25 protein-coding genes are annotated in these 26,226 nt (G+C 65.6%); 14 read left to right on the top strand and 11 right to left on the bottom strand.

All coding sequences use genetic code 11. From position 1 onward, the window contains the following. Positions 1-15: 15 nt before the first annotated feature. Together C9F12_RS07730 and C9F12_RS07735 are read right to left on the bottom strand one after the other, a co-directional pair. Entirely contained in the window at positions 16-1,629 is a 1,614-nt protein-coding gene (locus C9F12_RS07730) for a peptide ABC transporter substrate-binding protein (protein ID WP_240184199.1), read from the bottom strand. Between the two features lie 166 nt (positions 1,630-1,795). Next, positions 1,796-3,427, bottom strand: coding sequence for a peptide ABC transporter substrate-binding protein (locus tag C9F12_RS07735; protein WP_045991314.1), 1,632 nt, complete (start codon positions 3,425-3,427; stop codon positions 1,796-1,798). Positions 3,428-3,813: 386 nt separating this feature from the next. On the opposite strand from C9F12_RS07735, the gene prfB reads away from it, so the two are divergent. The 7 genes from prfB (at position 3,814) to C9F12_RS07770 (ending at position 10,643) form a co-directional block, all read left to right on the top strand. After that, a protein-coding gene (prfB, locus tag C9F12_RS07740) for a peptide chain release factor 2 (RefSeq protein WP_197037043.1) occupies positions 3,814-4,912 on the top strand; the annotation gives its coding sequence in 2 pieces (ribosomal slippage) (positions 3,814-3,888 and positions 3,890-4,912; 1,098 coding nt in all). A gap of 150 nt (positions 4,913-5,062) precedes the next feature. Then, positions 5,063-6,592, top strand: a complete 1,530-nt coding sequence (lysS, locus tag C9F12_RS07745) for a lysine--tRNA ligase (RefSeq protein ID WP_045991312.1) — start codon at positions 5,063-5,065, stop codon at positions 6,590-6,592. 159 nt (positions 6,593-6,751) lie between these two features. Next, complete coding sequence (locus C9F12_RS07750) at positions 6,752-7,138, top strand: hypothetical protein (protein ID WP_045991311.1); 387 nt, start codon at positions 6,752-6,754, stop codon at positions 7,136-7,138. 163 nt (positions 7,139-7,301) lie between these two features. Then, on the top strand, positions 7,302-8,768 hold the full coding sequence (locus tag C9F12_RS07755) for an MFS transporter (RefSeq protein ID WP_045991310.1): 1,467 nt from the start codon (positions 7,302-7,304) through the stop codon (positions 8,766-8,768). Positions 8,769-8,840: 72 nt separating this feature from the next. Then, the gene (locus C9F12_RS07760) at positions 8,841-9,152 is read left to right on the top strand and encodes a BolA family protein (RefSeq protein ID WP_045991309.1); all 312 of its coding nucleotides are present in this window, start codon (positions 8,841-8,843) and stop codon (positions 9,150-9,152) included. Next, the gene (locus tag C9F12_RS07765; RefSeq protein WP_162816411.1) at positions 9,149-10,090 is read left to right on the top strand and encodes a hypothetical protein; all 942 of its coding nucleotides are present in this window, start codon (positions 9,149-9,151) and stop codon (positions 10,088-10,090) included. Before C9F12_RS07760 ends, C9F12_RS07765 begins: the two co-directional genes overlap by 4 nt. Then, entirely contained in the window at positions 10,062-10,643 is a 582-nt protein-coding gene (locus tag C9F12_RS07770; protein ID WP_240184200.1) for a GNAT family N-acetyltransferase, read from the top strand. The genes C9F12_RS07765 and C9F12_RS07770 overlap by 29 nt, the downstream gene beginning before the upstream one ends. Positions 10,644-10,814: 171 nt before the next feature. Here the strand turns inward: C9F12_RS07770 and zapB are convergent, their stop codons facing one another. Beyond that, entirely contained in the window at positions 10,815-11,036 is a 222-nt protein-coding gene (gene zapB / locus C9F12_RS07775; protein WP_045991307.1) for a cell division protein ZapB, read from the bottom strand. A gap of 164 nt (positions 11,037-11,200) precedes the next feature. After that, on the bottom strand, positions 11,201-11,875 hold the full coding sequence (gene rsmD / locus C9F12_RS07780) for a 16S rRNA (guanine(966)-N(2))-methyltransferase RsmD (protein WP_108131214.1): 675 nt from the start codon (positions 11,873-11,875) through the stop codon (positions 11,201-11,203). Positions 11,876-12,046: 171 nt separating this feature from the next. Between rsmD and ftsY the strand changes: the two genes are divergently transcribed. The 4 genes from ftsY (at position 12,047) to rpoH (ending at position 16,296) form a co-directional block, all read left to right on the top strand. Then, positions 12,047-13,594 (top strand): signal recognition particle-docking protein FtsY, encoded by a 1,548-nt coding sequence (ftsY, locus tag C9F12_RS07785; RefSeq protein WP_108448498.1) that lies wholly within the window; start codon positions 12,047-12,049, stop codon positions 13,592-13,594. Continuing rightward, positions 13,591-14,259, top strand: a complete 669-nt coding sequence (gene ftsE / locus C9F12_RS07790; protein ID WP_045991304.1) for a cell division ATP-binding protein FtsE — start codon at positions 13,591-13,593, stop codon at positions 14,257-14,259. Before ftsY ends, ftsE begins: the two co-directional genes overlap by 4 nt. Further along, the gene (ftsX, locus tag C9F12_RS07795) at positions 14,256-15,299 is read left to right on the top strand and encodes a permease-like cell division protein FtsX (RefSeq protein WP_045991303.1); all 1,044 of its coding nucleotides are present in this window, start codon (positions 14,256-14,258) and stop codon (positions 15,297-15,299) included. Before ftsE ends, ftsX begins: the two co-directional genes overlap by 4 nt. A 130-nt stretch (positions 15,300-15,429) precedes the next feature. Then, positions 15,430-16,296 carry an RNA polymerase sigma factor RpoH gene (gene rpoH, locus C9F12_RS07800; RefSeq protein WP_045991302.1) on the top strand — a complete coding sequence of 289 codons (867 nt, stop codon included), beginning with the start codon at positions 15,430-15,432 and terminating at the stop codon, positions 16,294-16,296. 175 nt (positions 16,297-16,471) lie between these two features. On the opposite strand, the gene C9F12_RS07805 is transcribed toward rpoH, so the two are convergent. The 4 genes from C9F12_RS07805 to C9F12_RS07820 form a co-directional block, all read right to left on the bottom strand. Next, positions 16,472-17,506, bottom strand: coding sequence for an SPFH domain-containing protein (locus C9F12_RS07805; RefSeq protein ID WP_108131605.1), 1,035 nt, complete (start codon positions 17,504-17,506; stop codon positions 16,472-16,474). 140 nt (positions 17,507-17,646) lie between these two features. Beyond that, positions 17,647-18,111, bottom strand: a complete 465-nt coding sequence (locus C9F12_RS07810; RefSeq protein ID WP_108131216.1) for an NfeD family protein — start codon at positions 18,109-18,111, stop codon at positions 17,647-17,649. 602 nt (positions 18,112-18,713) lie between these two features. Then, positions 18,714-20,177, bottom strand: a complete 1,464-nt coding sequence (locus C9F12_RS07815; protein WP_108448499.1) for a DASS family sodium-coupled anion symporter — start codon at positions 20,175-20,177, stop codon at positions 18,714-18,716. A 272-nt stretch (positions 20,178-20,449) separates the two neighbouring features. After that, entirely contained in the window at positions 20,450-20,854 is a 405-nt protein-coding gene (locus C9F12_RS07820) for a DoxX family protein (protein ID WP_045991298.1), read from the bottom strand. A 226-nt stretch (positions 20,855-21,080) separates the two neighbouring features. Here C9F12_RS07820 and C9F12_RS07825 point away from each other — a divergent pair, with 226 nt between their 5' ends. Beyond that, a complete protein-coding gene (locus tag C9F12_RS07825) occupies positions 21,081-21,542 on the top strand; it encodes an META domain-containing protein (RefSeq protein WP_108448500.1) in 462 nt (153 codons plus the stop codon). Between the two features lie 24 nt (positions 21,543-21,566). Here the strand turns inward: C9F12_RS07825 and C9F12_RS22490 are convergent, their stop codons facing one another. After that, on the bottom strand, positions 21,567-22,160 hold the full coding sequence (locus tag C9F12_RS22490; RefSeq protein WP_124804937.1) for a hypothetical protein: 594 nt from the start codon (positions 22,158-22,160) through the stop codon (positions 21,567-21,569). 68 nt (positions 22,161-22,228) lie between these two features. Then, on the bottom strand, positions 22,229-22,372 hold the full coding sequence (locus C9F12_RS22495) for a hypothetical protein (RefSeq protein ID WP_162816412.1): 144 nt from the start codon (positions 22,370-22,372) through the stop codon (positions 22,229-22,231). 267 nt (positions 22,373-22,639) lie between these two features. Between C9F12_RS22495 and C9F12_RS07835 the strand changes: the two genes are divergently transcribed. Beyond that, on the top strand, positions 22,640-22,882 hold the full coding sequence (locus C9F12_RS07835; protein ID WP_108448502.1) for a hypothetical protein: 243 nt from the start codon (positions 22,640-22,642) through the stop codon (positions 22,880-22,882). Between the two features lie 11 nt (positions 22,883-22,893). Then, positions 22,894-23,241 (top strand): DUF3024 domain-containing protein, encoded by a 348-nt coding sequence (locus tag C9F12_RS07840; RefSeq protein ID WP_108448503.1) that lies wholly within the window; start codon positions 22,894-22,896, stop codon positions 23,239-23,241. A gap of 120 nt (positions 23,242-23,361) precedes the next feature. On the opposite strand, the gene C9F12_RS07845 is transcribed toward C9F12_RS07840, so the two are convergent. Next, positions 23,362-26,208 carry a valine--tRNA ligase gene (locus C9F12_RS07845; RefSeq protein ID WP_108131221.1) on the bottom strand — a complete coding sequence of 949 codons (2,847 nt, stop codon included), beginning with the start codon at positions 26,206-26,208 and terminating at the stop codon, positions 23,362-23,364. Positions 26,209-26,226: the final 18 nt, after the last annotated feature.

Here is a 26,226-nt window from a genome sequence, read left to right on the forward strand (position 1 = left end):
TGGGGCGAGTGGTCGTCAGGGCGCGTCGCCGTCCACGGACACGTAGCGCAGCGGATGCACGTCGAGCGTCGTGGGCTGCCAGCCCTTGACGTCCGGAGAGACCAGATTGACGACCACGTAGTCGTAGATCGGCAGCATCACGTCGGCTTCCAGCAGGCGCTGCTCGGCCTCGGTCATCAGCGCGGCGCGTCGGTCCACGTCGAGCTCATGGGTGCTGGCCTCGACCAAGGCGTCGTACTCGGGGTCCGCGTAGCCGGTGCTGGCCGCCGCCGAGCCTCCCGCCGCGTAGGCGTTGAGGAAGTCGTAGGGGTCGTTGACCGTGGCCACGAAGCCGTAGCGGGCGATCTCGAAGTCGCCCTGGCGCAGGCCGGCGAAGTGCACCGCCGCCTCGCGATTGACCAGATCTATTTCCACCCCCAGCGGGCGCCACATGGCGGCGATGGCCACGGCGATCTTCTTGTGGTCTTCCAGGGTGTTGTAGGACAGCTCAAGTTCAAGCGGTCGATCCGGCCCGTAGCCGGCCTGATCCAGCAGCTCACGGGCCCTGGCCCGGCGGCTGTCCATGCCCTGGTCATGGAAGTCGAGGCTTGCCGAGGTGGGCGAGGCGATGGTGCGCGGCACGAACCAGTAGGACGGCGTCTGGCCCATGCCCAGCAGGCGCTCGGTGATCACCTCGCGGTCGAGCGCCAGATTCAGCGCCTCACGCACCCGCTCATCGCTGAGCGGCGTGCCTTCGCGCAGGTTGAGCATATAGAAGTAGCTGCCGATCAGCGGCCCGACGCGCAGCGACTCGCTCAGGTTTTCCTGGGCCCACTCGAAGCGCGCGGAAGGCACCGCGCCGTAGGCGATGTCGAGCTCGCCTGAGCGAAAACGGTTCATCAGCGCCGAGGTATCCTCGATGGCGTGGAAGTCGACACCCTCCAGCGCCACCTCGTCGGCGGCGTAGTAGCGAGGGTTGCGCTCCACCTCGACCTTGTCCTGGGGCTTCCAGTCGGCGAGCACGAAGGGGCCGCTGGCCACCAGGGTGCCTGGCCGGGTCCAGTCCTCGACGCCGCTGGTGAGCAGGTGGCGGGGCAGAGGTGCGGCCTCGGTCATCGCCATGGCCTGAAGAAAATAGGCGGTGGGCTCGGACAGCCGGATTTCCAGGGTGTGGGAATCCAGCGCGGTGACGCCGAGGCTCTCGGGTTCGGCCTCCCCGGTGTTGATCGCCCGGGCGTTGATGATGGGGTAGTAGAGGTTGGCGTTGTGGTTGGCGGTGGCCGGCGTCACCAGACGTTGCAGGGCGAAGACGGCGTCGTCGGCGGTGATCGGCTCGCCGTCGGACCACTGCGCCTCGCGCAGCCGGAAGGTGATGACCCGGCCGTCGTCGGACAGCTTCCAGGATTCGGCCAGGCCCGGCACCAGCGCGCCGTCGGGGCCATAGTTGACCAGACGATCGAACAGTTGGCGGGTGATCCGGCTCTCCCAGTTGCCGCTGACCTTCTGCGGATCCAGGGTGCTGGGCTCGGCGCCGTTGCCGACCTGCAGGGTGGCGGCCTGGGCGTCGGCAGCGGGCAGACAGAGTCCGAGGCTTGTCGTTGCCATCAGGCCGGCAAGTGCCAGCGGACGAAAGGCGTCCATGGAGACCATAGCGAAGTCCTTGTGGGGTAGGCAGAGCGTCGGTAGGGGACTCGCCTCCTGGTGGAGGCGAGTTCTCGCAGCGAGTCGTTGAAGTGAGTCCTTGAAGCGAGTCCTTGAAGATAGCCCAGCGCTGCTATTTACGAACCCAGCACTGCTATTTACCAACCCAGCGCTGCTACTCGTCGAAGGAGATCCAGCGAGACGGGTGATCGTCCTCGATGTTGTCTTCCCAGCCGCTGATCTTCGGGTTCACCAGGTTGCGTGAGACGTAGTAGAGCATCGGGATCAGGGCGTCGTCGTCCATGGCCAGGGCCTCGGCGCTTTCCATGACGGCCTTGCGTTCATCCAGGTCCAGGGTGGCGGCGGCCTGGTCGTAGAGGGCGTCGAACTCCTCGTTGGCGTAGGCCCCGTAGTTGTTGCCGACGCCGGAACGCAGCAGCGCCAGAAAGTTCTCGGCGTCGTTGTAGTCGGCGATCCAGCCGGCCCGGGCCACATCGAAGTCTCCCTCGGCGATGGTCTGGTAGTGCACCGTGGCCTCGGCATTGACTAGCTCCACCTCGACACCCAGCGGGCGCCACATGGACGACACCGCCACCGCGATCTTCTTGTGCTCGTCGGTGGTGTTGTAGCGCAGGCGCAGTTCGAGCGGTGACTCCTGGCTGTAGCCGGCCTCTTCCAGCAATTGCTTGGCGCGGGCCATGCGGGCGTTCATGTCATCGGTGATGTCATTGCCGTCGGCGTCTTCGAAGCTGGTGTTCTGCACCTGGTAGTGATCGATGCCGTCAGGCACGAAGGACAGCGATTTCTGGAAGGTGCCGCCCATGATCTGCTGAGCGATGACGTCGCGGCGCACCGCCATGTTGAGCGCCTCGCGCACCCTGGGGTCGGCGGTGGGATGACCGTCGCGGTGGTTGAACACGTAGTAGTAGCTGCCGAGGTAGGTGGCCATGTGGGTGGCCTCGGGGATCTCTTCCTTCAACAGCGGGTACATGCTCGAGGAGTACTCGGTCATGATGTCCAGCTCGCCCGCGCGAAAGCGCGAGACGCCGGCGTTGCGATCCTCGATGGTGTGGTAGCGCACGCCGTCCAGCGCCACCTGGTCGGCCTCGTAGTACTCGGGATTCTTGACCACGGTGATGCGCGACTGGGAGATCCACTCGGTGGGGGTGAAGGCACCGTTGGTAACGATATTGTCGAGATCCACGTAGTCCCGGCCGTACTCCTCGAAGGTGTGCTGTGGCTGGGGGTAGCCGGTGTAGTGGGTCAGCAGCTGCAGGAAGTAGGGCGTCGGTTGAGTCAGCTGGACCACGAAGGTGCGGCCTTCGTCGCGGCTTTCCACGCCAAGCTCCTCCAGGGGCAGCTCGCCGGTGTTGACCTCCCTGGCGTTGACCACCGGATAGAGCATATAGGCGTACTTGGAGGCGTTGGCCGGGTCCAGCAGGTGGCGCCAGCCGAACACGAAGTCCTCGGCGGTGACAGGCTCGCCGTCGGACCAGCGGGCATCCTCGCGCAGGCTGAAGGTGTAGGTCTTGCCGTCCTCGGAGACCTCCCAGTCGGTGGCCATGCCGGGCAGGATCTCGCCGTCCGGGGCGTTCTTGACCAGGCCCTCGTAAACGTCCATCAGGATCTGGGACTCCCACACGCCGCCAGAGATCTGGGAGGTGTCGAAGGAGGCGAGTTCGCCGGTGACGCCAAGATCGAGGGTCTCGGCCATGGCCGGTGCGCTGATGGCGGCCGCCAGCGAGGACAGGGTCAGGCCGGAGGCCAGCGCCAGGCGGCGGGCCCAGCGAGCACGGTTCGCGATCATGTCAGTTCCTTGTTCGTGTTGGCATTGTTGTCGCGGGCCGGGCCGTTGGCAGCGCGGTTCGCTGCGACCACGGCCATTGTGGGAAGGCCGCACAAGGCGTGCGACACCGGCTAAGCCCGCTTAGTCGATATCGACCATCGCGCCGTGGCTCCGGTGCTGTCCAGACGAAAATTTTCATGACGTCTTGCGTTTCGTCGATAGCCCCGTGGGAGCCCTTGTGGCAAGGGGGCTCGATGGCAGGAGCAGGATGACGGGGTTAGACGTTTTGGCTACAATGCATCCCCTTTATCGCGGCCTGGCCGACGATCATCGCAACTGGCCCATCGCCACCGGCGCATCGCGAGCGCACGCCGGCACCCGGCGAGGGACGACAAAAGGCGAACTTCATGTTGGAAACCAACCCGATTCACAACCTCATCAAGGACCTGTCTGAGCGGACAGACGTCCTGAGGGGGTATCTTTGACTATGCCGAAAAGAAAGATCGGCTAGAGGAAGTCACCCGCGAGCTTGAGGACCCGGCGGTCTGGAACGACCCGGACTACGCCCAGAAGCTCGGCAAGGAACGTGCCTCGCTGGAACTGGTGGTCGCCACCATCGACGAGCTGGACCAGGGCCTCGGCGACAGCCGGGACCTGCTGGAGCTGGCCGAGATGGAAGACGATGAGGCCACCGTGGCCGAGGTCGAGAAGGAACTGGCCTCGATGCAGGCCAACCTCGAGAAGCTCGAGTTCCGGCGCATGTTCTCCGGCGAGATGGACGAGAACAGCGCCTATCTCGACATCCAGGCGGGCTCCGGCGGCACCGAGGCCCAGGACTGGGCCAACATGCTGCTGCGCATGTATCTGCGCTGGGCCGAGTCCCACGGTTTCAAGGCCGAGATCATCGAGCTGTCGGCCGGTGAAGTGGCCGGGATCAAGTCGGCCACGGTGCACGTCCAGGGCGAGTACGCCTTCGGCTGGCTGCGCACCGAGACCGGGGTGCATCGTCTGGTGCGCAAGAGTCCGTTCGACTCCGGCGGCCGCCGCCACACCTCCTTTGCCTCGGTGTTCCTGTCGCCGGAGATCGACGACAGCTTCGAGGTCGAGATCAATCCGGCGGATCTGCGCGTCGACACCTACCGCTCCAGCGGCGCCGGTGGTCAGCACGTCAACACCACCGACTCGGCGGTGCGGATCACCCACGAGCCGTCCGGCGTGGTGGTGTCGTGCCAGAGCCAGCGCAGCCAGCACGCCAACCGCGACTTCGCCATGAAGCAGTTGAAGGCGAAGCTGTGGGAGCTGGAAATGCAGAAGCGCAACGCCGCCAAGCAGGAGGCCGAGGACTCCAAGGCCGACATCGGCTGGGGCAGCCAGATCCGTTCCTATGTGCTGGACGACCAGCGCATCAAGGACCTGCGCACCGGCGTGCAGTCGAGCAACTGCGACAAGGTGCTCGACGGCGATCTTGACCAGTACATCGTCGCGAGCCTCAAGCAGGGGCTTTAAGCGACCGTCGCCAAGCCCACCGCGTCGCGACTTCGCCCCGGGAGCCAAGTGGCCTCGGGGCGTTTCGCCACCACCATTCATGGGTCCCGTGCCGGGGCCGTTCGGGGAACCGCCGTGGCGGCTTCCCTGCCGTGACAGAGACGAGTAGCCATGGCCAACCAGGATACGCCTTCCACCAATGACGCCGTTGCCGAAGAGAACCGCCTGATCGCGGAGCGCCGCGCCAAGCTGGCGGCTCGTCGCGAGCGCGCCGAGGCCGAGGGCGGCAGCGCCTTCCCCAACGACTTTCGCCGTGACAGCCTGGCCGCCGAGCTCGAGGCGGAACTTGGCGAGCATGACAAGGAAGCGCTGGAGTCGCTGGGCCGCGAGGCCGCGGTCGCCGGGCGCATCATGCGCAAGCGCGGCCCCTTTATCGTGATCCAGGACGTCAGCGGCCAGATCCAGCTCTACGTCGACAAGAAGGGGCTGGATCCTGCCCTGCTCGAGGACATCAAGGGCTGGGACATCGGCGACATCGTGGCCGGCCAGGGCCCGGTGCACAAGTCCGGCAAGGGCGACCTGTACGTGATGATGCGCGAGGCCAAGCTCCTGACCAAGAGCCTGCGCCCGCTGCCCGACAAGTTCCACGGCCTCACCGACATGGAAGCGCGTTACCGCCAGCGCTATGTCGACCTGATCATGAACCCGGACTCGCGCCGGGTGTTCGAGACCCGTGCCGGCATCATCAGCGCCATGCGCCGCTTCTTCGAGGATCGCGGCTTCATGGAGGTGGAAACGCCGATGCTGCAGCCGATCCCCGGCGGCGCCACGGCGCGTCCCTTCATCACCCACCACAATGCGCTGGACATCGACATGTACCTGCGTATCGCGCCAGAGCTTTACCTGAAGCGCCTGGTGGTGGGGGGCTTCGAGCGGGTCTTCGAGATCAACCGCAACTTCCGTAACGAAGGGCTCTCCACCCGCCACAACCCCGAGTTCACCATGGTCGAGTTCTACTGGGCCTACGTGGACTACCAGGCGCTGATGGATCTGACCGAGGCGATGCTGCGCGAGATCGCCCAGAAGGTGCTCGGCACCACCACCCTGAACTACCAGGGAGCGACCTACGACCTGGGCCAGCCGTTCGTGCGGATGACCCTGCGCGAGGCGATCCTGGCTCACGGCGAAGGCATCGAGGCCGCGGACATCGACGACCTCGACGCCGCCCGTGCCCTGGCCGAGCGCCTCGGCATCAAGGTCAAGGATGGTTGGGGACTCGGCAAGCTGCAGACCGAGATCTTCGAGGAGGTGGCCGAGGCGCGCCTGGACCAGCCGACCTTCATCACCGAGTATCCGGCCGAGGTCAGCCCGCTGGCGCGGCGCAACGACGCCAATCCCTTCGTCACCGACCGCTTCGAGTTCTTCGTCGGCGGCCGTGAGATCGCCAACGGCTTCTCCGAGCTCAATGACGCCGAGGACCAGGCCGAGCGCTTCCGCGCCCAGGCGGCCGAGAAGGACGCCGGTGACCTGGAGGCGATGTACTACGACGCCGACTACGTGCGCGCGCTCGAGGTAGGCCTGCCGCCCACCGCCGGCGAGGGCATCGGTATCGACCGCCTGGTGATGCTGTTCACCGACAGCCCCTCGATCCGCGACGTGCTGCTGTTCCCGGCGATGCGCCCGGAAGCCGGCGAGGCCTGAGCCGTTCGGCCTGGCCACCGAGGACAATGTCCCCAGTGGTCGGGTCGATGGATTGTCGGCGGGGTCGGGCCGATGGATTGTCGGCGGGGCCGGGCTTTTGCTGGCAAGCGAGGCCCTTAGCACCCATAATGGCTGCGATTCGACGTCGAGGAGACCGCGATGAAACTGCTCAACCGCTCCGCACTGAGCGTCAGACCCACCCAGCACTTTGTTGACTGGATCAATGCCCTGGAACCGACCATGGGCGATGACGACCTCACGCTCGCCGACGTCGACCGGGAAAGCACGGTCTACCTGATCCCGGAGATGGACACCCCCGAGGCGCTGGAAGCCTTCGTTCGCGAGCGCTATCTCGAGGTGCTCGAGAACGAACTGCGCGCCTGGGAAGAGGACGAACGGCAGTGGCCCGAGGCCCTGAACTGGGAGCTGTTCCAGCGCTTCTTGCAGGTCGAGCACAGCTATCTGGCGATCGATCTGGATGGCGAGGCTGCGCTTGAGATCTCCGAGGTGGACGACGAACTGCTGGCCGACCTCGAGCAGGACTGAAACAGCGCGGCCTGCCGCCGCTGATCAGTGTCTGCCGGATGTACCCCGCAGGTGTCGACGAGACCGGCCACGGCCGGTCTCGTTGCGTGCCGGCATGACCTCCTGTGCCTGACCACCCCGATGCAAGACAACACCCGCCTAGACAACACCAGGAATTGCCCCGATGAGTCGACTGTTCTCCACCCGTGACGGCGACGACGGCCTGCCCGGGCCGGAGCGACGGCTGGCGGTCATCGCCTTGGTGCTGGGGACCCTGATGGCGGTGGTGGACACCACCATGATCAATATCGCGCTGCCCTCCATGGCGCGGGATCTGGGCGTGTCCGATGCCCGCGCGGTGTGGATCACCAACCTGTTCCAGGTGGTCTGCGCGGCCATGCTGCTGGTGTTCGCCGCCGCCAGCGAGTTGCTCAGTCGGCGCAAGGTCTACGTGGCAGGGCTCACCCTGTTCGTAGTGGCGGCGCTGGGCAGCGCGCTGTCGCCCAACTTCGAGACCCTGCTGGTGTTTCGTGCCCTGCAGGGCGTCGGCGCCGCCGCCACCCTGTCGATCGGGCCGAGCCTCTATCGCTCGATCTTTCCCTCGCGCCTGCTCGGCAGCGCCCTGGGCCTGTCGTCGCTGGTGGTGGCGGGGGGCTACGCCGCCGGCCCGTCGATCGGTGGTCTGGTGCTGTCGGTGGCCAACTGGCCGTGGCTGTTCGCCCTGAACGTGCCGCTGGGCGCCGCCGCCGCGGTCATGGCCTGGCGAGCCCTGCCCAGGGAGGAACGCCGCGAGGGCAACTTCGACGCCTTCGGCGCCCTGGCCTCCATGGCCATGCTGGCGGGACTGTTCATGTGCATGGACGCCGTCGGTCATCGCGCGCCGCTGGCCGAGATCCTGGCCTGGCTGGCGGTGACGGTGGTGTCGGCGGTGGCCTTTATCCGTCGCCAGGGGCGGGCTCCCCATCCGCTGCTGCCGCTGGGGCTGTTTCGTGAACCGCGTTTCAGCCTGGCAGTGTCCGCCCAGGGCACCGCCTTCATCGGACAGGGGCTGACCTTCGTTGCGCTGTCGTTTCTCTACCAGCAGCAGATGGGCTACTCGGCGCTGCATACCGCCTGGTTGTTTACCCCCTGGCCGCTGACCATCATGGTGGTCGGGCCGCTGTCTGGTCGTCTGGCCGATCGCTTCAACCCGAGCGTGGTGGCAAGCGTCGGCCTGGTCATGCTGTTGCTGGGGCTGGTCAGCCTGGCGGCGCTGCCGCAGGACGCCAGCGCGATCGACAGCCTGTGGCGTACCGCCCTGTGTGGCGCAGGCTTCGGCCTGTTCCAGCCGCCCAACAACCGTGAACTGATGACCAGCGTACCCAAGGCCCGCAGCGCCAACGCCTCGGGGGTGATGAGTACCACCCGCACGGTGGGGCAGTCGCTGGGGGTGGCCCTGGTCGGGCTGTGCCTGGCCGCCGGCGCTGGCGTTCAGCAGGCGTTGTGGGTCGGCGCTGTCACCACCTTGCTGGCGCTGGTGATCAGCCTGGTGCGTATCCCCCGGGCCCATCGTGCGTATCGTGCGGCGCGGGAGCAGAAGAAGGCCGCGCGGGCCGGCTACTCCGAACGAGTGGGCGAGGACTCCCCGAACCGGGTCGCGGATCGGGCTTAGTCAGCCGCTGGGCGAGGGCGTACAATGGCACAGTATGTACAAAATTAACCGTCACAGACGCGAGTACCCATCATGAGTATTCAGGCGACCATCGAACACAAGCTAAAGGCCCTGGAGCCCACCGAACTGGTGGTCGAGAACGAGAGCCACATGCACAGCGTGCCGCCGAACTCGGAAACCCACTTCAAGGTGACCCTGGTCTCCGAGCGCTTTTCCGGGCTGATGCCGGTCAAGCGCCACCAGCAGATCTACTCGCTGCTGGCCGATGAACTGTCCGGCCCGGTCCACGCCCTGGCGCTGCACCTTTACACCCCCGGTGAGTGGGATAGCCGCAGTGCACCGCGTCCGGACTCGCCCAACTGCATGGGCGGCTCACGCTCGTGACGCCGGAGCCGACACGGCTCGCCTATCTGGATGCCATGGGGCTGACCGCCTGGGTGGCCCGCTATCAGCTACCCAACGCCCGCGAGACCGAAGCCTGCGACTGGCCCGAGCCGGTACCCGAAGAGCGGCCCCAGCCCGGTGCCAAGGGCCTGCATGCGCTGCTCGATGACATGCCCGCCTCGGCCGGCGGTGGCGACACGTCCGCCGGGGCGACCGAGCAGGCCGCTGTCGCTGATTCGTCCTCTGCCGTCCAGGCTCCTGCCCCCCAGGCGCCGGCTGGTCCGCGCAAGGCCAGGGCGCTGCTCGGTGATATCGTGCCCGATGCAGACGACGGTGCAGCGACGGCCCCCACGGCCATGCCGGCAGAGGATGAGGCGGAGGAAGGCGCCGAGCCGCTGCGCTTCGGCTGTCAGGTGGCCTGTCTCGACGGTCGCTGGCTTTTGCTGGTCGCCCGTGACGAACCGCTGGGGCCCCTGCACCAGCGGCTTCTGCTCAATATCCTGACCGGCGCCGGGGTCAGGCCGTCGCAGCGACCGGTGTTCGACTCCCTTGCCTGGCCGCTGGAAGAAGGCTTGCCGGTCAGGCGGCCGTTGGACGAGGCGCGTCAGGGGCTCAAGGCCTTTGTGGCCGGTCGCGCACGTCGTGGCTGGGCTCCGGAGCGGGTGCTGGTATTCGGCCGCCAGGAGGCGCTGATGCAAGCGCTGGCCCCGTCTGACGCCACCGACAACAGCGCGCAGCCTCCGCGCAGCCAGACCCTGGCGCTGCCGTTGTGGCAGGGCCCGGGGCTCGACGAACTGCTCGCCGGTGACGGCGTCGGTGCCGAGGCCAAGCGCCGGCTGTGGTCGCAGATCGGCGAGTGGCAGGCACAGTGGAGCGACGGCACTCGAGGTGATGGTGCTGGAGGCGATGGTGCCAGAGACGACAGCGATGGCGCTTGAGGCGACAGCGGGCCAGCAGAGCTGTCCCCATAGCGGCGGCTACGGTCCTGTCCGTGTCCTTGGCGCCGCCGATCTTGACGCCCTCTTGCGACTGGAAGCGATGGCGTCAGCGCCGTTGTCCAGCCCTCAGGCGCTGGCCCAGGCACTGGAAGATGACCAGCGCCTGCTGCTGGGGATCGATCGGCTGGGTCCGGCGGGTGATGTCGGCGTTGAAGGCGGCCTTGATGCGGGCATGACGGGGCAGGGGGCTATTCACGCCTACGCCTTGCTGGCACGCCGGCCCTTCGAGGCCGAGCTGGAAGCGATCCTGGTGGCCCCGCAAGCTCGCCGCCAAGGGCTTGCCGCACGGCTGCTGACAAGCCTGATTGCGGTAGCGCGCCAGTGGGGCTCGGAGCGACTGCTGCTGGAGGTGCGTGCCGACAACGGCGCGGCGATCGCCTGCTACCGAGCCGCCGGCTTCGCCGAGGATGGTGTGCGTCGCGGCTACTATCCGCCGCTGGCCGATGGCGGCGAGCGTGTCGATGCCTTGCTGATGTCGCTGGCGCTTGACTGAAACAGCCTGAAGCGCTCGGCTTTCTTTAGTCTGGGCCGCCTGCGGCTGGGCTTCCATCGTACGCGCAATGCAAAAGGGCTCCCCATGGGAGCCCTTTTCATTCGTGTCGATCGTTCGCATCAGCCGTTCGAGTCGGCCGTTCGAGTCGACACTGCCGGCACACAAGGCAGGTCAGAGGCTATGGGCGGGCGCCTGTTCGGTATTGCCCGTTTCGCCTTCCACCTCATCGAGCTGGCCCAGGATGGCGGTCAGGCGACGTTCCCACTCTTCGCGATCCTGCTTCAGGCGAGCGTTTTCCTCGCGCAACTCCTCGGCTTCCAGTTTCAGCAATTCCAGGGCCTCAAGGGCGCTGGAGACCTTCTTTTCGAGTTGGTTGAAGAGTTCCGTGCTCATCCTCGTCTCCTGACATGACGTGGGGTGAAGGCGCGACGCGCGCCCCGATGGAATGAGCGTAACGCCGCCGCCGCCGGCGAACAAGCGTCGCCGGGCGGCGACGGGGCTGCTTTGCTGATTCGGCTCAGGAATTGCGACAGTCGCGTGCTTGGGGTACTGCCGGCTCAGCTCTCAGGCGCAGCGTCCTTGAGCGAGTCGGCGTCGCTTTCGCTGCGTCGATACAGACGCCCCATGCTGTCTCCGGCGCGGACCTCTCGGTGTAGCTGCCAGGTGGGGGGCACGGCGGGAGTCAGACCGCTTTCGACCTCCACGTAGATCCAGGCCTCATCCGCCAGCCAGCCGGCTTCCAGGGCCTGGCAGCAGGGCTCGGCAAGGCCCTGGCGAAAGGGCGGGTCGAGAAACACCAGGTCGAAGGGGCTGGCGGTATCGTCTTTCAGCAGCGCGGCGGCGTCGGCGCGGCGTACCTGGGCGCGATCGATCGCCAGCGTCGCCAGGTTATCGCTGATCGCCTGGGCCACCTGGGCATCGCGCTCGACGAACAGGGCCTCGCTGGCGCCGCGCGATAGCGCCTCCAGGCCCAGAGCTCCGGTGCCGGCAAACAGATCGAGCACGCGAACGCGGTACAGCTCGCCCCCGAGCCAGTTGAATAGGGTCTCGCGCACTCGGTCCGGGGTCGGGCGCAGGCCGGGCTTGTCGAGCACCGGTAGCTGGCGGCGGCGGTGTTCGCCACCGATGATGCGCAGCTTGCCAGGCGGCCGACCGCTCGAGGGACTCTTGCCCGAGCGGGGTTTTCCGGCGCCGCCGCGCGGACGGTTTCTTGAAGGACGTTGTCGACTCATGGGCGGCGATTCTACCCCCATGGCAGGGTGCCGTCATGCCTTCGCCATCGCTTCTGTGGCAGGCTGTGGGCAGCGTCGCGTCGCCGCCTCGGGGCTGTCCTGTGTCCACAGCGAGCGGGCAGGGTGGTAGGATGTGGCGGTTCGTTCACCGGCTGAGGCGTCAGGTCATCCATGTTCGGTATTTTCAAGCGCAAGAAGAAGCACACGGGCGAAGAACCCGCCAAGGACCAGGAAGTCGTCGATCAGTCGTCTGCAGATGAGGCGGAAGGCGCGGCTGACAGGGAGGCTGAACAGCCCCTCGGCGACGAGCTGTCGCAAGGCTCACCGTCGGATGCCGAGCCGCCCCAGCAGGGCCGGGAATCTGGCCCCGAGCCGACCGAGACCGCCGAGGCGGTGGTGCCGGAGCCTGTCGAGCCGGCAGCGCCAGCGCCTGCCGAGCCGTCCACCCCTGCCGAGCAGGCGCCCGTTGAACCTGAGCCCGACAAGCAAGAGCCCGTCAAGCAAGAGCCTGTCGAGCAGAAGTCCGGCGAGTCGCAAGCCGACCAGGCGCCGCCTGCCGCCCCCCAGCCGGCTGGCGAGCCCGCCGAAGATGAATCGCCGGCCTCGGCGCACAAGTTGGCCGAGGCGGAGGTGCCCGAGCCTGCAAGTCCGCCAGCTCCCGACGCTGGCACCGGCCAGCGCGAGCACGCCGAGGTGATCGAGCCCAGCCGTCCCACCGGCCCGGCCCTGCAGGAAAAGCCCAGAGCGCCGGTGCAGGGTGGCAAGGGTGGCGAGAAGAAGGGCTGGTTTGCGCGCATGCGCGAGGGCCTTGGCAAGACTCGGGCCAACCTGAGCGACGGCCTGGCCGACCTGTTCATGGGTGCCAAGCAGATCGATGACGAGCTGATCGAGGACATCGAGACCCAGCTGCTGATGGCCGACGTCGGTATCGAGGCCACCAGCGAAATCATCGAGGCGCTGACCGATCGCGTCTCGCGCAAGGAGCTGAAGGACCCGGAGGCGCTGTATCGTGCGCTGCAGCAGGAGCTGGCCGCCATGCTCGGCGAGGTCAGCCAGCCCCTGAGCCTCGAGACCGCCGACGGTGGGCCCTTCGTCATCCTGGTGGTGGGCGTCAACGGCGTCGGCAAGACCACCACCATCGGCAAGCTGACCCAGCGCTTCCAGCGCGAGGGCAAGAGCGTGATGCTGGCGGCGGGGGATACCTTCCGCGCGGCTGCGGTAGAGCAGCTCAAGGTGTGGGGCGAGCGCAACAGCGTGCCGGTGGTGGCTCAGCACACCGGCGCCGACAGCGCCTCGGTGATCTATGACGCCGTGGCGGCGGCCCGTGCCCGTGGCGTCGACGTCTTGATCGCCGATACCGCTGGTCGCCTGCACAACAAGAGTCACCTGATGGAAGAGCTCAAGAAGGTCCATCGGGTGATGGGCAAGCTCGATGCGCAGGCGCCTCACGAGGTGATGCTGGTGCTCGACGCCGGTACCGGCCAGAACGCCTTGTCCCAGGCGGCCACCTTCAACGAGGCGGTTCCGGTCAGCGGGATCACCCTGACCAAGCTCGACGGTACCGCCAAGGGGGGCGTGATCTTCGCCCTGGCCAAGCAGCTGAAGACGCCGATCCGCTTTATCGGGGTGGGTGAGAGTCTGGATGACCTGCGGCCGTTCAAGGCCGAGGACTTCGTCGACGCCCTGTTCGATCGTCGCCCGAGTGACGCCGACGAATGATCGCCTTCGAGCACGTCGGCAAGCGCTATGGAGGGCGCTTCGAGGCGCTCTCCAATATCGATTTTCGCGTCTCGCGGGGCGAGATGGTGTTTCTCACCGGCCATTCCGGTGCCGGCAAGAGTTCGCTGCTTCGGCTGATCATGCGCCTGGAGCGACCCAGTCGCGGACGGGTGATGGTCGCCGGTCACGATATCGACAAGCTGCATCCCAGCCAGTTGCCGTTCTACCGGCGTCAGATCGGGGTGGTCTTCCAGGACCACCAGCTGCTGTTCGACCGCTCGATCTATCACAATGTGGCGTTGCCGCTGGAGATCCGCGGCCTGGCGCCGCGGGATATCGCGCGGCGGGTCCGCGCCGCACTCGACAAGGTCGGCCTGCTGCACCGCGAAAAGGCGCTTCCCATCGAACTTTCCGGCGGCGAGCAGCAGCGCGTGGGCATCGCCCGGGCGGTGGTCAACAAGCCCGCCCTGCTGCTGGCCGATGAGCCTACCGGTAATCTCGACCCTCAGTTGTCCGCCGATATCATGGGGCTGTTCGAGGACTTTCATCGCATCGGCACCACGGTGATGATCGCCAGTCACGATCTGGCGTTGATCGCCAGGCTGCGTCACCGCACCCTGCGCCTGAGCGAGGGGCGCCTGGTGGCCGACGAGGAGGCCGCATGAGCGCTCGCCATTCGCGCAAGGGCGCGGCGACGCCCAGGGGCGCCTCGGCCGCCGCACGTACGGGCGGCCGCCAGGAGGCCTCGACGTCACCTCGCGGTGCGCGTCAGCAGACGGTGCGCGCACAGGGGCAGTGGCAAGCCTGGCTGCGCCACCATCGCGCCATGTGTGTGGACAGCCTGCGCCGGCTGGTGCGCCAGCCGGTGGGTAGCCTCTTGACCATGCTCGCCATCGCCATCGCCCTGGTGCTGCCCAGCGCCCTGTGGCTGTCACTGGACAGCGCCAAGCTGGTGGACGCCGAGCTGGACGCCAGCGCCACCCTGACGGCCTACCTCGACAAGGGGGTGAGCGAGTCCGAGACCGGTCGCATCCTGGAAGCGCTGGAGGCTCAGTCGGAGGTCGCCGCCACCGAATTGATCACCGCCGAGCAGGGCATGGCGGAATTCCAGCAATCCCTGGGGCTCGATGATGCCCTGGCGCGGCTCGACGAGAATCCGCTGCCCGCCGCGGTGGTGATCTCGCCGACGACGCCGTCTCCGGAGGCCATGGCGGCGCTGTCCGAGCGCCTGTCGGCGATGTCCGGGGTGGCCGAGGTGCGCCTCGACCTGGCCTGGATCGAGCGTCTGCGGCAACTGGCTGAGCTGGGTCGTCGCCTGACCCTGGCGCTGGGGGTGCTGTTTGGTCTGGGCGTGCTGCTGGTGGTGGGCAACACCATCCGCCTGGCGGTGGAGAACCGGCGCAAGGAGATCGAGGTGGTGACCCTGATCGGCGCCACCCATGCCTTTGTACGCCGACCCTTTCTGTACAGCGGCGCCTGGTATGGCCTGGGCGGCGGACTGCTGGCGTGGGGGCTTCTGACCCTGGGCAGCGACTGGCTGGCGGCGCCGGTGGCATCGCTGGCGGCCAGCTACGGCGCGCACTATCAGCTACCGACCCTGGGCCTTGTCGGCTCTACAACATTGCTGACTTGTAGTACACTATTGGGCTGGTTGGGAGCCTGGATCGCCGTCAGCCGCCACTTGGCGGGCATCAAGCCACGCTAGCGGCAACAGGTAATCACCCGTTTCTTGTACGGTTTCGTCGGATGTCTACGACCAAAGGGGAACTTCTTCCTATTTTTATCCTCCAAGGTGCATCCGAAATCTTGTTGGTCTTCGAGGAGACAACCTGCACATGAGCAACAGTCTTCTGCCGGTGGGTCATCTTTCACCGGGGCACGACCTCAACGGCTATATTCAGGCCGTCAATCGCATTCCGCTGCTGACGGTGGATGAAGAGCAGGACCTGGCCCATCGCCTTCAGCAGGAAGGCGATCTGGAAGCCGCCCGCCGTCTGGTCATGTCCCATCTGCGTTTTGTCGTGCACATCGCACGCAGCTATTCCGGCTATGGACTTCCCCAGGCTGACCTGATTCAGGAAGGCAACGTCGGCCTGATGAAGGCCGTCAAGCGTTTCGACCCGACCCAGGGCGTACGCCTGGTGTCTTTCGCGGTGCACTGGATCAAGGCCGAGATCCACGAGTTCGTGCTGCGCAACTGGCGCATCGTTAAGATCGCCACCACCAAGGCCCAGCGCAAGCTGTTCTTCAACCTGCGGGGCGCCAAGAAGCGCCTGGCCTGGTTGAACAGCGACGAGGTCGACGCCATCGCCAAGGACCTGGACGTCAAGCCCGAGGTGGTGCGCGAGATGGAAGGTCGTCTGGCCTCCCATGATGCCGGCTTCGATGCTTCACCGTCCGAGGACGAGGATTCGGCCTATCAGGCACCGGTTCACTATCTGGACGACGCCAGCCAGGACCCGGCGACCCAGCTCGAGGACAGCGACTGGGAGCAGGACGCCACCCGCCGCCTCCAGGGCGCGCTGGCCGAGCTCGACGAGCGCTCGCGGGATATCCTGAGCCAGCGCTGGCTCGCCGAAAACAAGGCGACCCTGCATGAACTGGCCGATGTCTATGGTGTGTCCGCCGAGCGCATTCGTCAGCTCGAGAAGAACGCCATGAAGAAGATCCGCGAACGTCTGGGTGATAGCATGGCGGCCTGACCGCCATCGATTGCGCCAGCCGCTGGCAGGACGAAAACGCCCGAACCTCACGGTTCGGGCGTTTTCAGTTGTGGCTGAGCTTGTACCAGGGCGACTGCCACAAGGGCTGTAGGGTGGTTGCCTGAGCCGCTATACCAGCCGCTATACCAGTCGCTACACGCCCTGGTACCAGCGCCTAGCCCTGGGCGCTGGCAGCACCCGTCAGGCCGCCAGCGGCGGCTGCGCGGCGGGCAATGTCGCCCAGCGCCTCGTCACCGGCGCTGAGATCGCGAAAGGCGCCCATGGCGCCGAGCAGGGCCGAGCTCTCGTAGGGCACGAACACACGCTCTCCCTGCTTGGCCATCTCCGGCAGCATCGAGATATAGGACTGGCCGAGCAGATAGCCGATGACCGCCCTGGTGCTCTTCTCGCCTTCGCCCATGGCACCCAGTACCAGCTCGATGGAGCGACTTTCGCCCTGGGCACGCAGAATGGCGGATTCCTTGTCGCCCTGGGCGTTGAGGATCGCTGACTCCTTCTGGCCCTGGGCCTTGGCGATGGCCGCGGCCTTTTCGCCCTCGGCCTCGGTGACGGTGGCTCGACGGCGACGTTCGGCGGACATCTGCAGGTGCATGGCCTCCTTGACCTCCGTCGGCATCTCGATGTCCTGCACCTCGATGCGATTGATCGCCACCCCCCACTTGGAGGCAGGTTCCTCCATCTGTTCCTTGATCTTGGCGTTGACCTCGGCGCGGGACTCGAAGATCTTGTCCAGCTCCATCTGGCCGACCACCGAGCGCAGCGTCGTCTTGGCCAGTACCTCCACCGCCTGACTCATGTTCTCGATCTTGTAGACGGCGTTGGCCGGATCGATGATCTGAAAGTAGATGGCGCCGTCGATGCGCACCGTCACGTTGTCGGTGGTGACCACCGGCTGGGACGGGAAGTCCATGACCGACTCGCGCAGGTCGATGCGGGTCTCCTGACTCAGCACCGGGGTGAACTCCTGGCCCTTGCGCAGGTAGCGCACCATCTTGATTGGTCTTGGCTTGTCGAAGAACGGAACGATGAAGTTGATGCCCTTCTGCAGCGTGCGGTGGTAGGCGCCGAGGCGCTCGATCACCATCACCTCGGACTCCTGAACGATCACCAGTCCCTTGATCACCATGATTACGGCGATGACGACCACCACCAGGGCAATCAATAGCCCCGGGTTTATGGCATACGGCAACATGCAGGTACCTCCTTGGTATCGAGAGTGTCGCCCAGGGCGACCGACGGCATCCCGCCGCCGAAAGCCAGCTTAGGCAATGGGCGGGCGAGTGGCGATAGCGTCTGGCGGCCGCTGCCCGAACGAGCGCATGACCGGGATCAAGAACCTTCGCCGGCGGGACGGACCACCGCCTGGGTGCCCTCGAAGCGGACCAGCGTTACCTCGTCACCCGGACGAAGGGCAGGACCACTCCCTGCTTCGTCCGCCAGGCTGGCACGGTAGAGATCACCGTCGAGCTTGATGCAGGGTGCGTCATCGAAGTCGCGGCTGACCAGCACGAAGCGTTGACCGCGGCCTCCACCGCTGCCAGCCACGCCGAAGCCTTTTTTCGCGCCTCGGCCGCGTCGTCTGAGCTGTCGAATCGCCAGCGGCACCAGCACGGCACAGGCGAGCGCCAGGACGATCAGTTGCAGGGTGAAAGTGGCGCCCAGCCAGGCGGCCAGGGCGGTGAGGGCGAGTGCCGCCGCCAGGGCCAGCAGCACGTAGGAACCGGTCAGCAGCTCGACCAGCAGAGCCGCGAGTCCGGCCAGCAGCCACCACAGCGCGGGAGATAGAAAATCCATGAGGGGCCTCTTGGAAGCAGCGAAATGACGTCCTGTCCTGTCCGATTCTGCGCCGCCGGCCGTGACCCGGCAAGCCGGCGAGACCCGCAGACGACAGCGCCACCGCGATTGCGGTGGCGCGTGGTCCAATATCACGAGGCCTGGAAGTCTGTCGTGTTACGGGGCTTACCAGTACCCCAGCACCTTCCACCGTAGAGAGTCTGCGACACCGACCCAGACGGTCAGGTTGACCAGGCTCCTGCCCTGATCAAGAGCGGACCCGCCTTCCGGGCGTCTTACCAGTACCCCAGCACCTTCCACCATAGGCTACCGACACCGACCCAGACGGTCAGGTTGACCAGGCTCCTGCTCTGATCAAGAGCGGACCCGCCTTCCGGGCGTCTTGCCAGTACCCCAGCACCTTCCACCGTAGAGAGTCTGCGACACCGACCCAGACGGTCAGGTTGACCAGGCTCCTGCCCTGATCAAGAGCGGACTCGCCTTCCGGGCGTCTTGCCAGTACCCCAGCACCTTCCACCGTAGAGAGTCTGCGACACCGACCCAGACGGTCAGGTTGACCAGGCTCCTGCCCTGATCAAGAGCGGACCCGCCTTCCGGGCGTCTTACCAGTACCCCAGCACCTTCCACCACAGGCTGCCAACACCGACCCACACTGTCAGGTTGACCAGGCTCATCACCAGTCCGGCCTTCCACCAGGTGCCGAGTTCCACATAGCCGGAGCCGAAGATGATCGGGGCGGTGCCGGTGGCGTAGTGGGTCAGCGACATCATCAGCGAGGAGGCGCCGGCCAGCAGCAGGGCGATGTACAGGGTGGGGATGCCGAGGGCGATACCGGCGGCCAGGAAGGCGGCGTACATGGCGGTGATATGGGCGGTGGTGCTGGCGAAGAAGTAGTGCGCGTAGAAGTAGACGCCGGTCAGCGCCAGGGCCATGCCGAACCAGCCCATGTTGAAGCTGCTGATGCCCTCCTCGATGACCCCGGAGAACCAGCCGATCAGTCCGAGCTTGCCCAGGAAGCTTGCCATCATTACCAGAGCGGCGAACCACACGATGGTGTCCCAGGCGGACTTCTCGCCGAGGATGTCATCCCAGGTCAGCACATTGGTGACCAGCAGGATGGACAGTCCCAGCAGCGCCACCGCGGTGGAGTTTACCTTGAACTCGGGGCCGAACAGCATCGCCGGGATACCGGCCCACAGGATCAACAGCAGGCCGAACACGCCGATCATGATCTTTTCGGCGCGGTCGAGCGCGCCCATGGCGGTGAGCTGCTCGCGGGCGAAGGAGGTGGCGTCCGGGGTGCGCTTGAGCTCCGGCGGATACAGCACGTACAGCACCGCCGGCATCAAGGCGATGGCGACCAGGCCGGGCAATAGCGCGGCCAGCGCCCACTGGGTCCAGGTGATCGAGATGGCGGAGTCGGTAGCCTTGGCGATCAGGTCGACGATAAGGGGGTTGGGGGCCGTTGCGGTGATGAACATGGCCGAGGTGATGGGGTTGGCGTGATAGTTCACCAGCGCCAGGTACTCGCCGATCTTCTTGCTGGTGCCGGACTCGGGGGAGGAGCCGAAGCTGTCGGCGATGGAGCGCATGATCGGGTGCATGATGCCGCCACCCCGGGCGGTGTTGCTGGGGGTGATCGGGGCGATGGTCAGCTCCGCCAGGGACAGGGCGTAGCCGATGCCGAGGGTGCGTTTGCCGAAGGCGGCGATAAAGGCGTAGCCGATGCGGTTGCCCAGACCCGTCTTCGACAGCCCGCGGGAGATCATGATGGCCAGGCCGATCAGCCAGATCAGCGGGTTGGAAAAGCCCGAGAGGGCGTCGGAGACCGCGCCCTTGGAACTGTCCGGGTTGGTGACGCCGGTCAGCGCGACCACGGTGATGGCAATGATCGCCAGGGCGCCGATGCGCATGGTCTTGCCGATGATGGCGGCGATGGTGGCGACGAAGATCGCCAGCAGGTGCCAGGCCTCGGGATTGACGCCGTCAGGTACGGGGATTACGAACCAGAGCGCCAGCCCCAGGGTCACCGAGACCAGGGCGGGGAGCGGTTTGAATGCGAGCATAAGCGAGCTCCTTTGGGGAAGATCGAGTGATCACCTCTCCACAGAGAGAATCCGAAGGTGTTGTGCTCATTTACGCATAGACGAAGCGACGTCCGAATGACGGACATCAAGCAGAAGTACGACTTTCGTCGAAATGGTCATGTCGAGTGCAACTTGCGCTGAGGAGGTCGCAGCGCCAAGGCAGGAGATAACGGTGCAGGAGTTGGGTGAGGGCTGCGGCCGACGCCATGCCGGGAACTGCCCGGCATGGCGCGAGAGGAGGTGAACGGTCCCTAGTCGGGCTTGATCGCGGTGCGGCCGCTGCCCAGGAACATCATCGCCAGGGCGCCGAACAGGAACATGCCCTGCAGCTCCAGCGCCCAGCCGCCGCTGCTGGTCAGGCTGAACAGCTCACCCATATGCGCCAGATAGATGGCCACCACCATGTTGCCGGCGATCAGCAGACCGGCGATGCGAGTGTTCCAGCCGAGGATCGCCATGACAGGTGCGACGACTTCGCCCAGCAGGACGCCATAGGCCAGCACAGTGGGCAGGCCATGGGAGGCCAGGGTTTCACCGATCCAGGACAGGCTGCCGGGATTGATCAGCTTGCTGACGCCGTGCAGCAGGATCATCACGCCAAGGGCCAGGCGCAGGATCAGCTTTCCCAGGTCGTCGTTGTCGAGGGCGTTGAGCATGGTGACTTCCTTTTCACTAGGGGCTTTTTTGACTCGAGAGCCTTTCACTTCTGGCGTTGGGCAGAAAACAGTCGCGCCGAGTTATCCGTGGCTTCGCAGCATGATCGCGATGACGTCGGCATGGTGCCTTCGGTCGCAACACCAGAATCACCGAAACGGTCGGACCACGCAGGCAATTCTGGCATATTAGGCTTTATCCAGATGACTCAGCTGCAAGGAAGATAGCATGGTTCCGTCACGACTTCGCCGCACCGCCGCTTTCGCTCTTTTCACCCTGGCGCTCAGTGCCTGCTCCAGCCAGCCTGGGCCCACGGTGGGTGGGGGCGACACGGCGGCCCCGGGCAGCGTCTCGAGCCCGCTGGTCGGCAAGCGCTGGAACCTGTTGCTGGTGGGCACCAGCGATCGCCTGTCGATGCCGCAGAAGCCGTACTTCGAGGTGGCTTCCGATGGCAGTGTCAGCGGTAGCGACGGCTGCAATCGCTTCACCGGCACGGTGAGCTTCGGTGACAGCCAGCGTATCGACTTCAGCGAACTGACCGCCACCCGCATGGCCTGTGCCAATCCCCAGGGGGCCCAGCAGGTCCGCGAGATGCTCGACAACGCCTATCGCTACCTGATCGACCATGACCGACTGGTGTTCTTCGGCCCTAACTCGCTGGTGCTGGGCGGTTTTCGCGACTCTAGCTGACCGGGCCAGTGTTCATCGGGGCGATCAGCGACTCCGGTTGTCCCTCCTGAGCGCGGTACTCGAGATGTCGGCTGCAGCGCGGCTTGCATGATGCAGGCAGGATCGCAGGCTGTGCTTTCGCTGTTGGAAGCGATCGAGCCACCGGGGATGGATCGCCACCACGCGCACCGGAACGGAAGCTAGTCCCAGCAATTGCACGATGGCCAGGCGGTGTGAACCGCCGTAGCCGAGCACGACCTCGCCATCCCGGGTAATCAATACCTGCATTTCGTCATCGGGGTGGCGACTGTCGTCGGGGTGTTGGCGAGCCAGTTCTTGCTGGGTCTTGTAGCCGTGTCGGCGAATGCCGTGGTAGGCACGAGACAGCGTCTCGAAGTAGCGAGCGATATCCTCCTCGCTGCGACACCAGTAGGCGCCTTGCTGTGCCGGGTCGGTGCACTCGCCGGAACGATAGCGAGCCACCGCTTGATGCATCTGGGCGTACTGGGCGGTCTCGCGGAAGTGCCTGTCGTGGGCGAAGATGTCCTCGACTGCAGCGGTCTCGTTCAGGCGTGCCTGGCAAAGTGGTGCAACATGGCTGATGTCCCAGTCGCCTTCACTGATCAACTCACGGCTCAAGCCAGAGCGCGTGACGCAGCGCGCGATGCGCCTTGGGTCGATGTCGACCAGCGGCAGGTCGTTGGCATTCAGCCAGCGACGTTGAAGGTCGACACGGCCACACAGCTCGGCCAGGTACAGCAGGGCACGCCGTGTTCGGCGGCGAAGGCGTGGCAGGGCGGCGAGCCCGGCAGTGCCAGGGAACGCCAGGGGGTAAGGCCCGAGTGCGTCATGTTGTAAATGTCTATTGTTGTTGTACGCGTTGGTATGGCCGTTGTTCGGTCTGCTGTCGTATCTGCGGCCGAATCGGCGATTGGCCTGAAGGAACGGCTGTGCTGACAGCTTCACTGTGCCGCAAAATACTTTAATAGAAGAAACTGAAATTTGTAGTAATACCGTCATCTTTGTGTCGTACCCGATCAGGCTGAGGCGACGCAGACGGTTGCCTGAGGCGAGGGGCAGGCACGAACCAATAGCGACGTTCCGCCAGGGGGGGGGGGATGGCCTTCAGCAACGAAGAGAGAGCGGCATTGCTGGCGCTTCACGGGGTAGGGCCGACCGTCATCAGTCGCTTCGAGCAGCTTGGTATCGACTCCTTCGAGCATCTGGCGACGTTCGAGGCCCGGGAGATCGCCGAGCAGGTGGCATCGATGCTCAACACCAGCTGCTGGAAGAATTCGCCACGCGCTCTGGCGGCGGTGGAGGCGGCCATCGTGCGTGCCAGGCAAGGTCTACAGGAATAGGGGGCCGTCTTATGGCATTCAATGATCTGGAGAGAAAGCGAGTGGAGAAGGCGGCAGTGGCTTTTGTCGAGAAGCATCGTCCACCGCCTCAATTGAGATCAAAGCTTGATCTCGCCTTTCGTATCGATGGGCAGAGCCTGGAGATCTTCGAAGTCAGTCCTCGCTATGACAAACCTGACGAGAAACTGGAGATACCCGTCGCCAAGGCGAAGTACGTGCGTAGTCAGGATGTCTGGAAGGTCTACTGGCAGCGAGCGGACCTGAAGTGGCACGGTTATACGCCCTGTCCCCAGGTGGGGACGGTGGAAGCCTTTCTCGAACTGGTGGGTCGCGACGAGATGGCCTGTTTCTTCGGTTAGCCGAGCGTGCTGGGAGCCGATGGATTCTCTGTTGCTATCACGTCTGAATAAAGTCGACCCCGCCAGTGGCGGGGTCGACTCGGCTGGTGCTCAGGCCGGTTGAGCCGGTTTAGGCCCAGACTATAGGGCCGCGATCTTGTCGCGCTGTTCGACCAGCACCCGGCGGGCGGCCTGGTACTCCTCGAGCTTGCCGCGCTCCTTGTCGATGACGGCGGCCGGGGCCTTGGCCACGAAGCCTTCGTTGGCGAGCTTCTTCTCGACGCCGCCGATCAACTTGTCCTGCTTGTCGATCTCCTTGCTCAGGCGGGCGAGCTCGGCGTCCTTGTCGATCAGGTCTGCCATCGGCACCAGCACTTCCATGTCGCCGACCAGCTGGGTGGCGGACAGCGGCGCCGTGCTGGCGTCATCGAGCCACTCGATGGACGACAGCTTGGCCAGCTTGGACAGGAACAGGCGGTTGGCGCTCAGGCGCGCCTGGTCGGCCTCGCTGCCCTTGGTCAGCAGGGCGTCGAGCGGCTTGCCCGGGGCGATGTTCATCTCGGCGCGGATATTGCGCACCGCCACGATCACCCCCTTGAGCCATTCGATGTCACGGATGGCGTCCTGGTCGATCAACGCCTCGTCCGCCAGCGGCCAGGCCTTGGCCATCAGCGAGTCGTTGTCCCCCTCCAGGGTGCCGGCGAGCGGCGCCACGCGCTGCCAGATCTCCTCGGAGATGTACGGCATCATCGGATGGGCCAGGCGCAGGATGGCTTCCAGCACCCGCACCAGGGTGCGCCGGGTGCCGCGTTTGGCGGCCTCGCTGGCGCCTTCGTCCCACAGTACCGGCTTGGACAGCTCCAGATACCAGTCGCAGTACTCGTTCCAGACGAAGTCGTAAAGCGCCTGGGAGGCGTGGTCGAAGCGGAACTCCTCCATCGCCCGGGTGACCTGATCCACCGTCTGCTGCAGGCGGGCCTCGATCCAGCGGTCGGCCAGCGACAGCTCGACCTCGCCGCCTTCGCGGCCGCAGTCCTCGTTCTCGGCGTTCATCAAGACGTAGCGAGAGGCGTTCCACAGCTTGTTGCAGAAGTTGCGGTAGCCGTCCAGCCGGCCCATGTCGAACTTGATGTCGCGACCGGTGGTGGCCTGGGACAGGAAGGTATAGCGCAGGGCGTCGGTGCCGTGGGCCTCGATGCCGTCGGGGAACTCCGAACGGGTCGCCTTGGCGATGGCCTTGGCCTTCTGCGGCTGCATCATGTTGCCGGTGCGCTTGTCGACCAGCGCCTCCAGATCGATGCCGTCGATCAGGTCGATGGGGTCGAGTACGTTGCCCTTGGACTTGGACATCTTCTGGCCCTGGCCGTCACGCACCAGGCCGTGGACGTAGACCGTCTTGAACGGCACCTCGTCGGTGAACTTGAGGGTCAGCATGATCATCCGCGCGACCCAGAAGAAGATGATGTCAAAGCCGGTCACCAGCACGCTGCTGGGATGGAAGGTCTTGAGCTCTTCGGTCTGCTCGGGCCAGCCGAGGGTGCCGAAGGTCCACAGCCCGGAGCTGAACCAGGTGTCGAGTACGTCCTCGTCCTGGGTCAGGGCGACGTCGCCTGCGATGCCGTGCTTTTCGCGGGCCTCGGCTTCGGTGCGCGCCACATAGACGTTGCCCTCCTGGTCATACCAGGCAGGGATACGGTGGCCCCACCACAGCTGGCGCGAGATGCACCAGTCCTGCAGATCACGCATCCACGAGAAGTACATGTTCTCGTAGTTTTTGGGCACGAACTGGATGTCGCCGTTTTCCACCGCCTCGATGGCCGGCTTGGCCAGTGTTTCCACCGCCACGAACCATTGATCGGTCAGCAGCGGCTCGATCACGTCACCGGAACGATCGCCGTAGGGCAGGGTGTTGTTGACCGTTTCGGTCTTCTCGAGCAGGCCCTTGGCCTCCATGTCGGCGACGATGGCCTTGCGAGCGGCAAAGCGGTCGAGGCCGGCGTATGCCGCAGGCAGGCTAGTGTCGATGTCGGTCAGCGGACGGCCCTGGATGTCGAAGGCCTCGGCGGCTTCGAGGATATGGGCGGTCTTCGAGAAGACATTGATCAGCGGAAGACCAGCGCGCTTGCCGACTTCATAGTCGTTGAAGTCGTGGGCCGGGGTGATCTTCACGCAGCCCGAGCCCTTGTCCATGTCGGCGTGCTCATCGGCGACGATGGGGATGCGACGGCCGACCAGCGGCAGCTCGACGAACTTGCCGACCAGCGAGGCGTAGCGCTCGTCGTCGGGATTGACCGCCACGGCGCTGTCGCCGAGCAGGGTCTCGGGGCGGGTGGTGGCGACCACCAGATGGTCGAGGCCGGCGTCGGTGGTGACACCGTCGGCCAGCGGATAGCGGAAGTGCCAGAACTGACCCTGCTGGTCGCGATTCTCGACCTCGAGATCGGAGATGGCGGTGTTCAGCGTCGGGTCCCAGTTGACCAGGCGCTTGCCGCGATACACCAGATCCTCTTCATACAGGCGGACGAAGACCTCCTGCACCGCCTTGTAGAAGCCCTCATCCATGGTGAAGCGCTCGCGGCTCCAGTCGAGGCTTGCGCCCATTCGACGGAGCTGGCGGGTGATATGGCCGCCGGACTCATGCTTCCATTCCCACACCTTGTCGATGAAGGCCTCGCGCCCCAGGTCGTGGCGCGTCTTGCCTTCCTCGGCGGCGACCTTGCGCTCCACCAGCATCTGGGTGGCGATGCCGGCGTGGTCGGTGCCCACCTGCCACAGAGTGTTGCGACCCTGCATCCGCCGCCAGCGGATCAGGGTGTCCATGATGGTGTCCTGGAAGGCGTGACCCATGTGCAGGCTGCCGGTGACGTTGGGTGGCGGAATCATGATGGCGAAGGGGTCGCCCTTGCCCGAGGGCGCGAACCGTCCGTCGTTTTCCCAGCGCTCGTACCAGCGGGCTTCGATGCTTTCGGGTTGGTAGGTCTTGTCCATGGGGTACTCTTGCTAGCG

Source organism: Halomonas sp. BN3-1 (genome assembly GCF_003056325.1).
GTDB classification, from domain to species: domain Bacteria; phylum Pseudomonadota; class Gammaproteobacteria; order Pseudomonadales; family Halomonadaceae; genus Halomonas; species Halomonas litopenaei.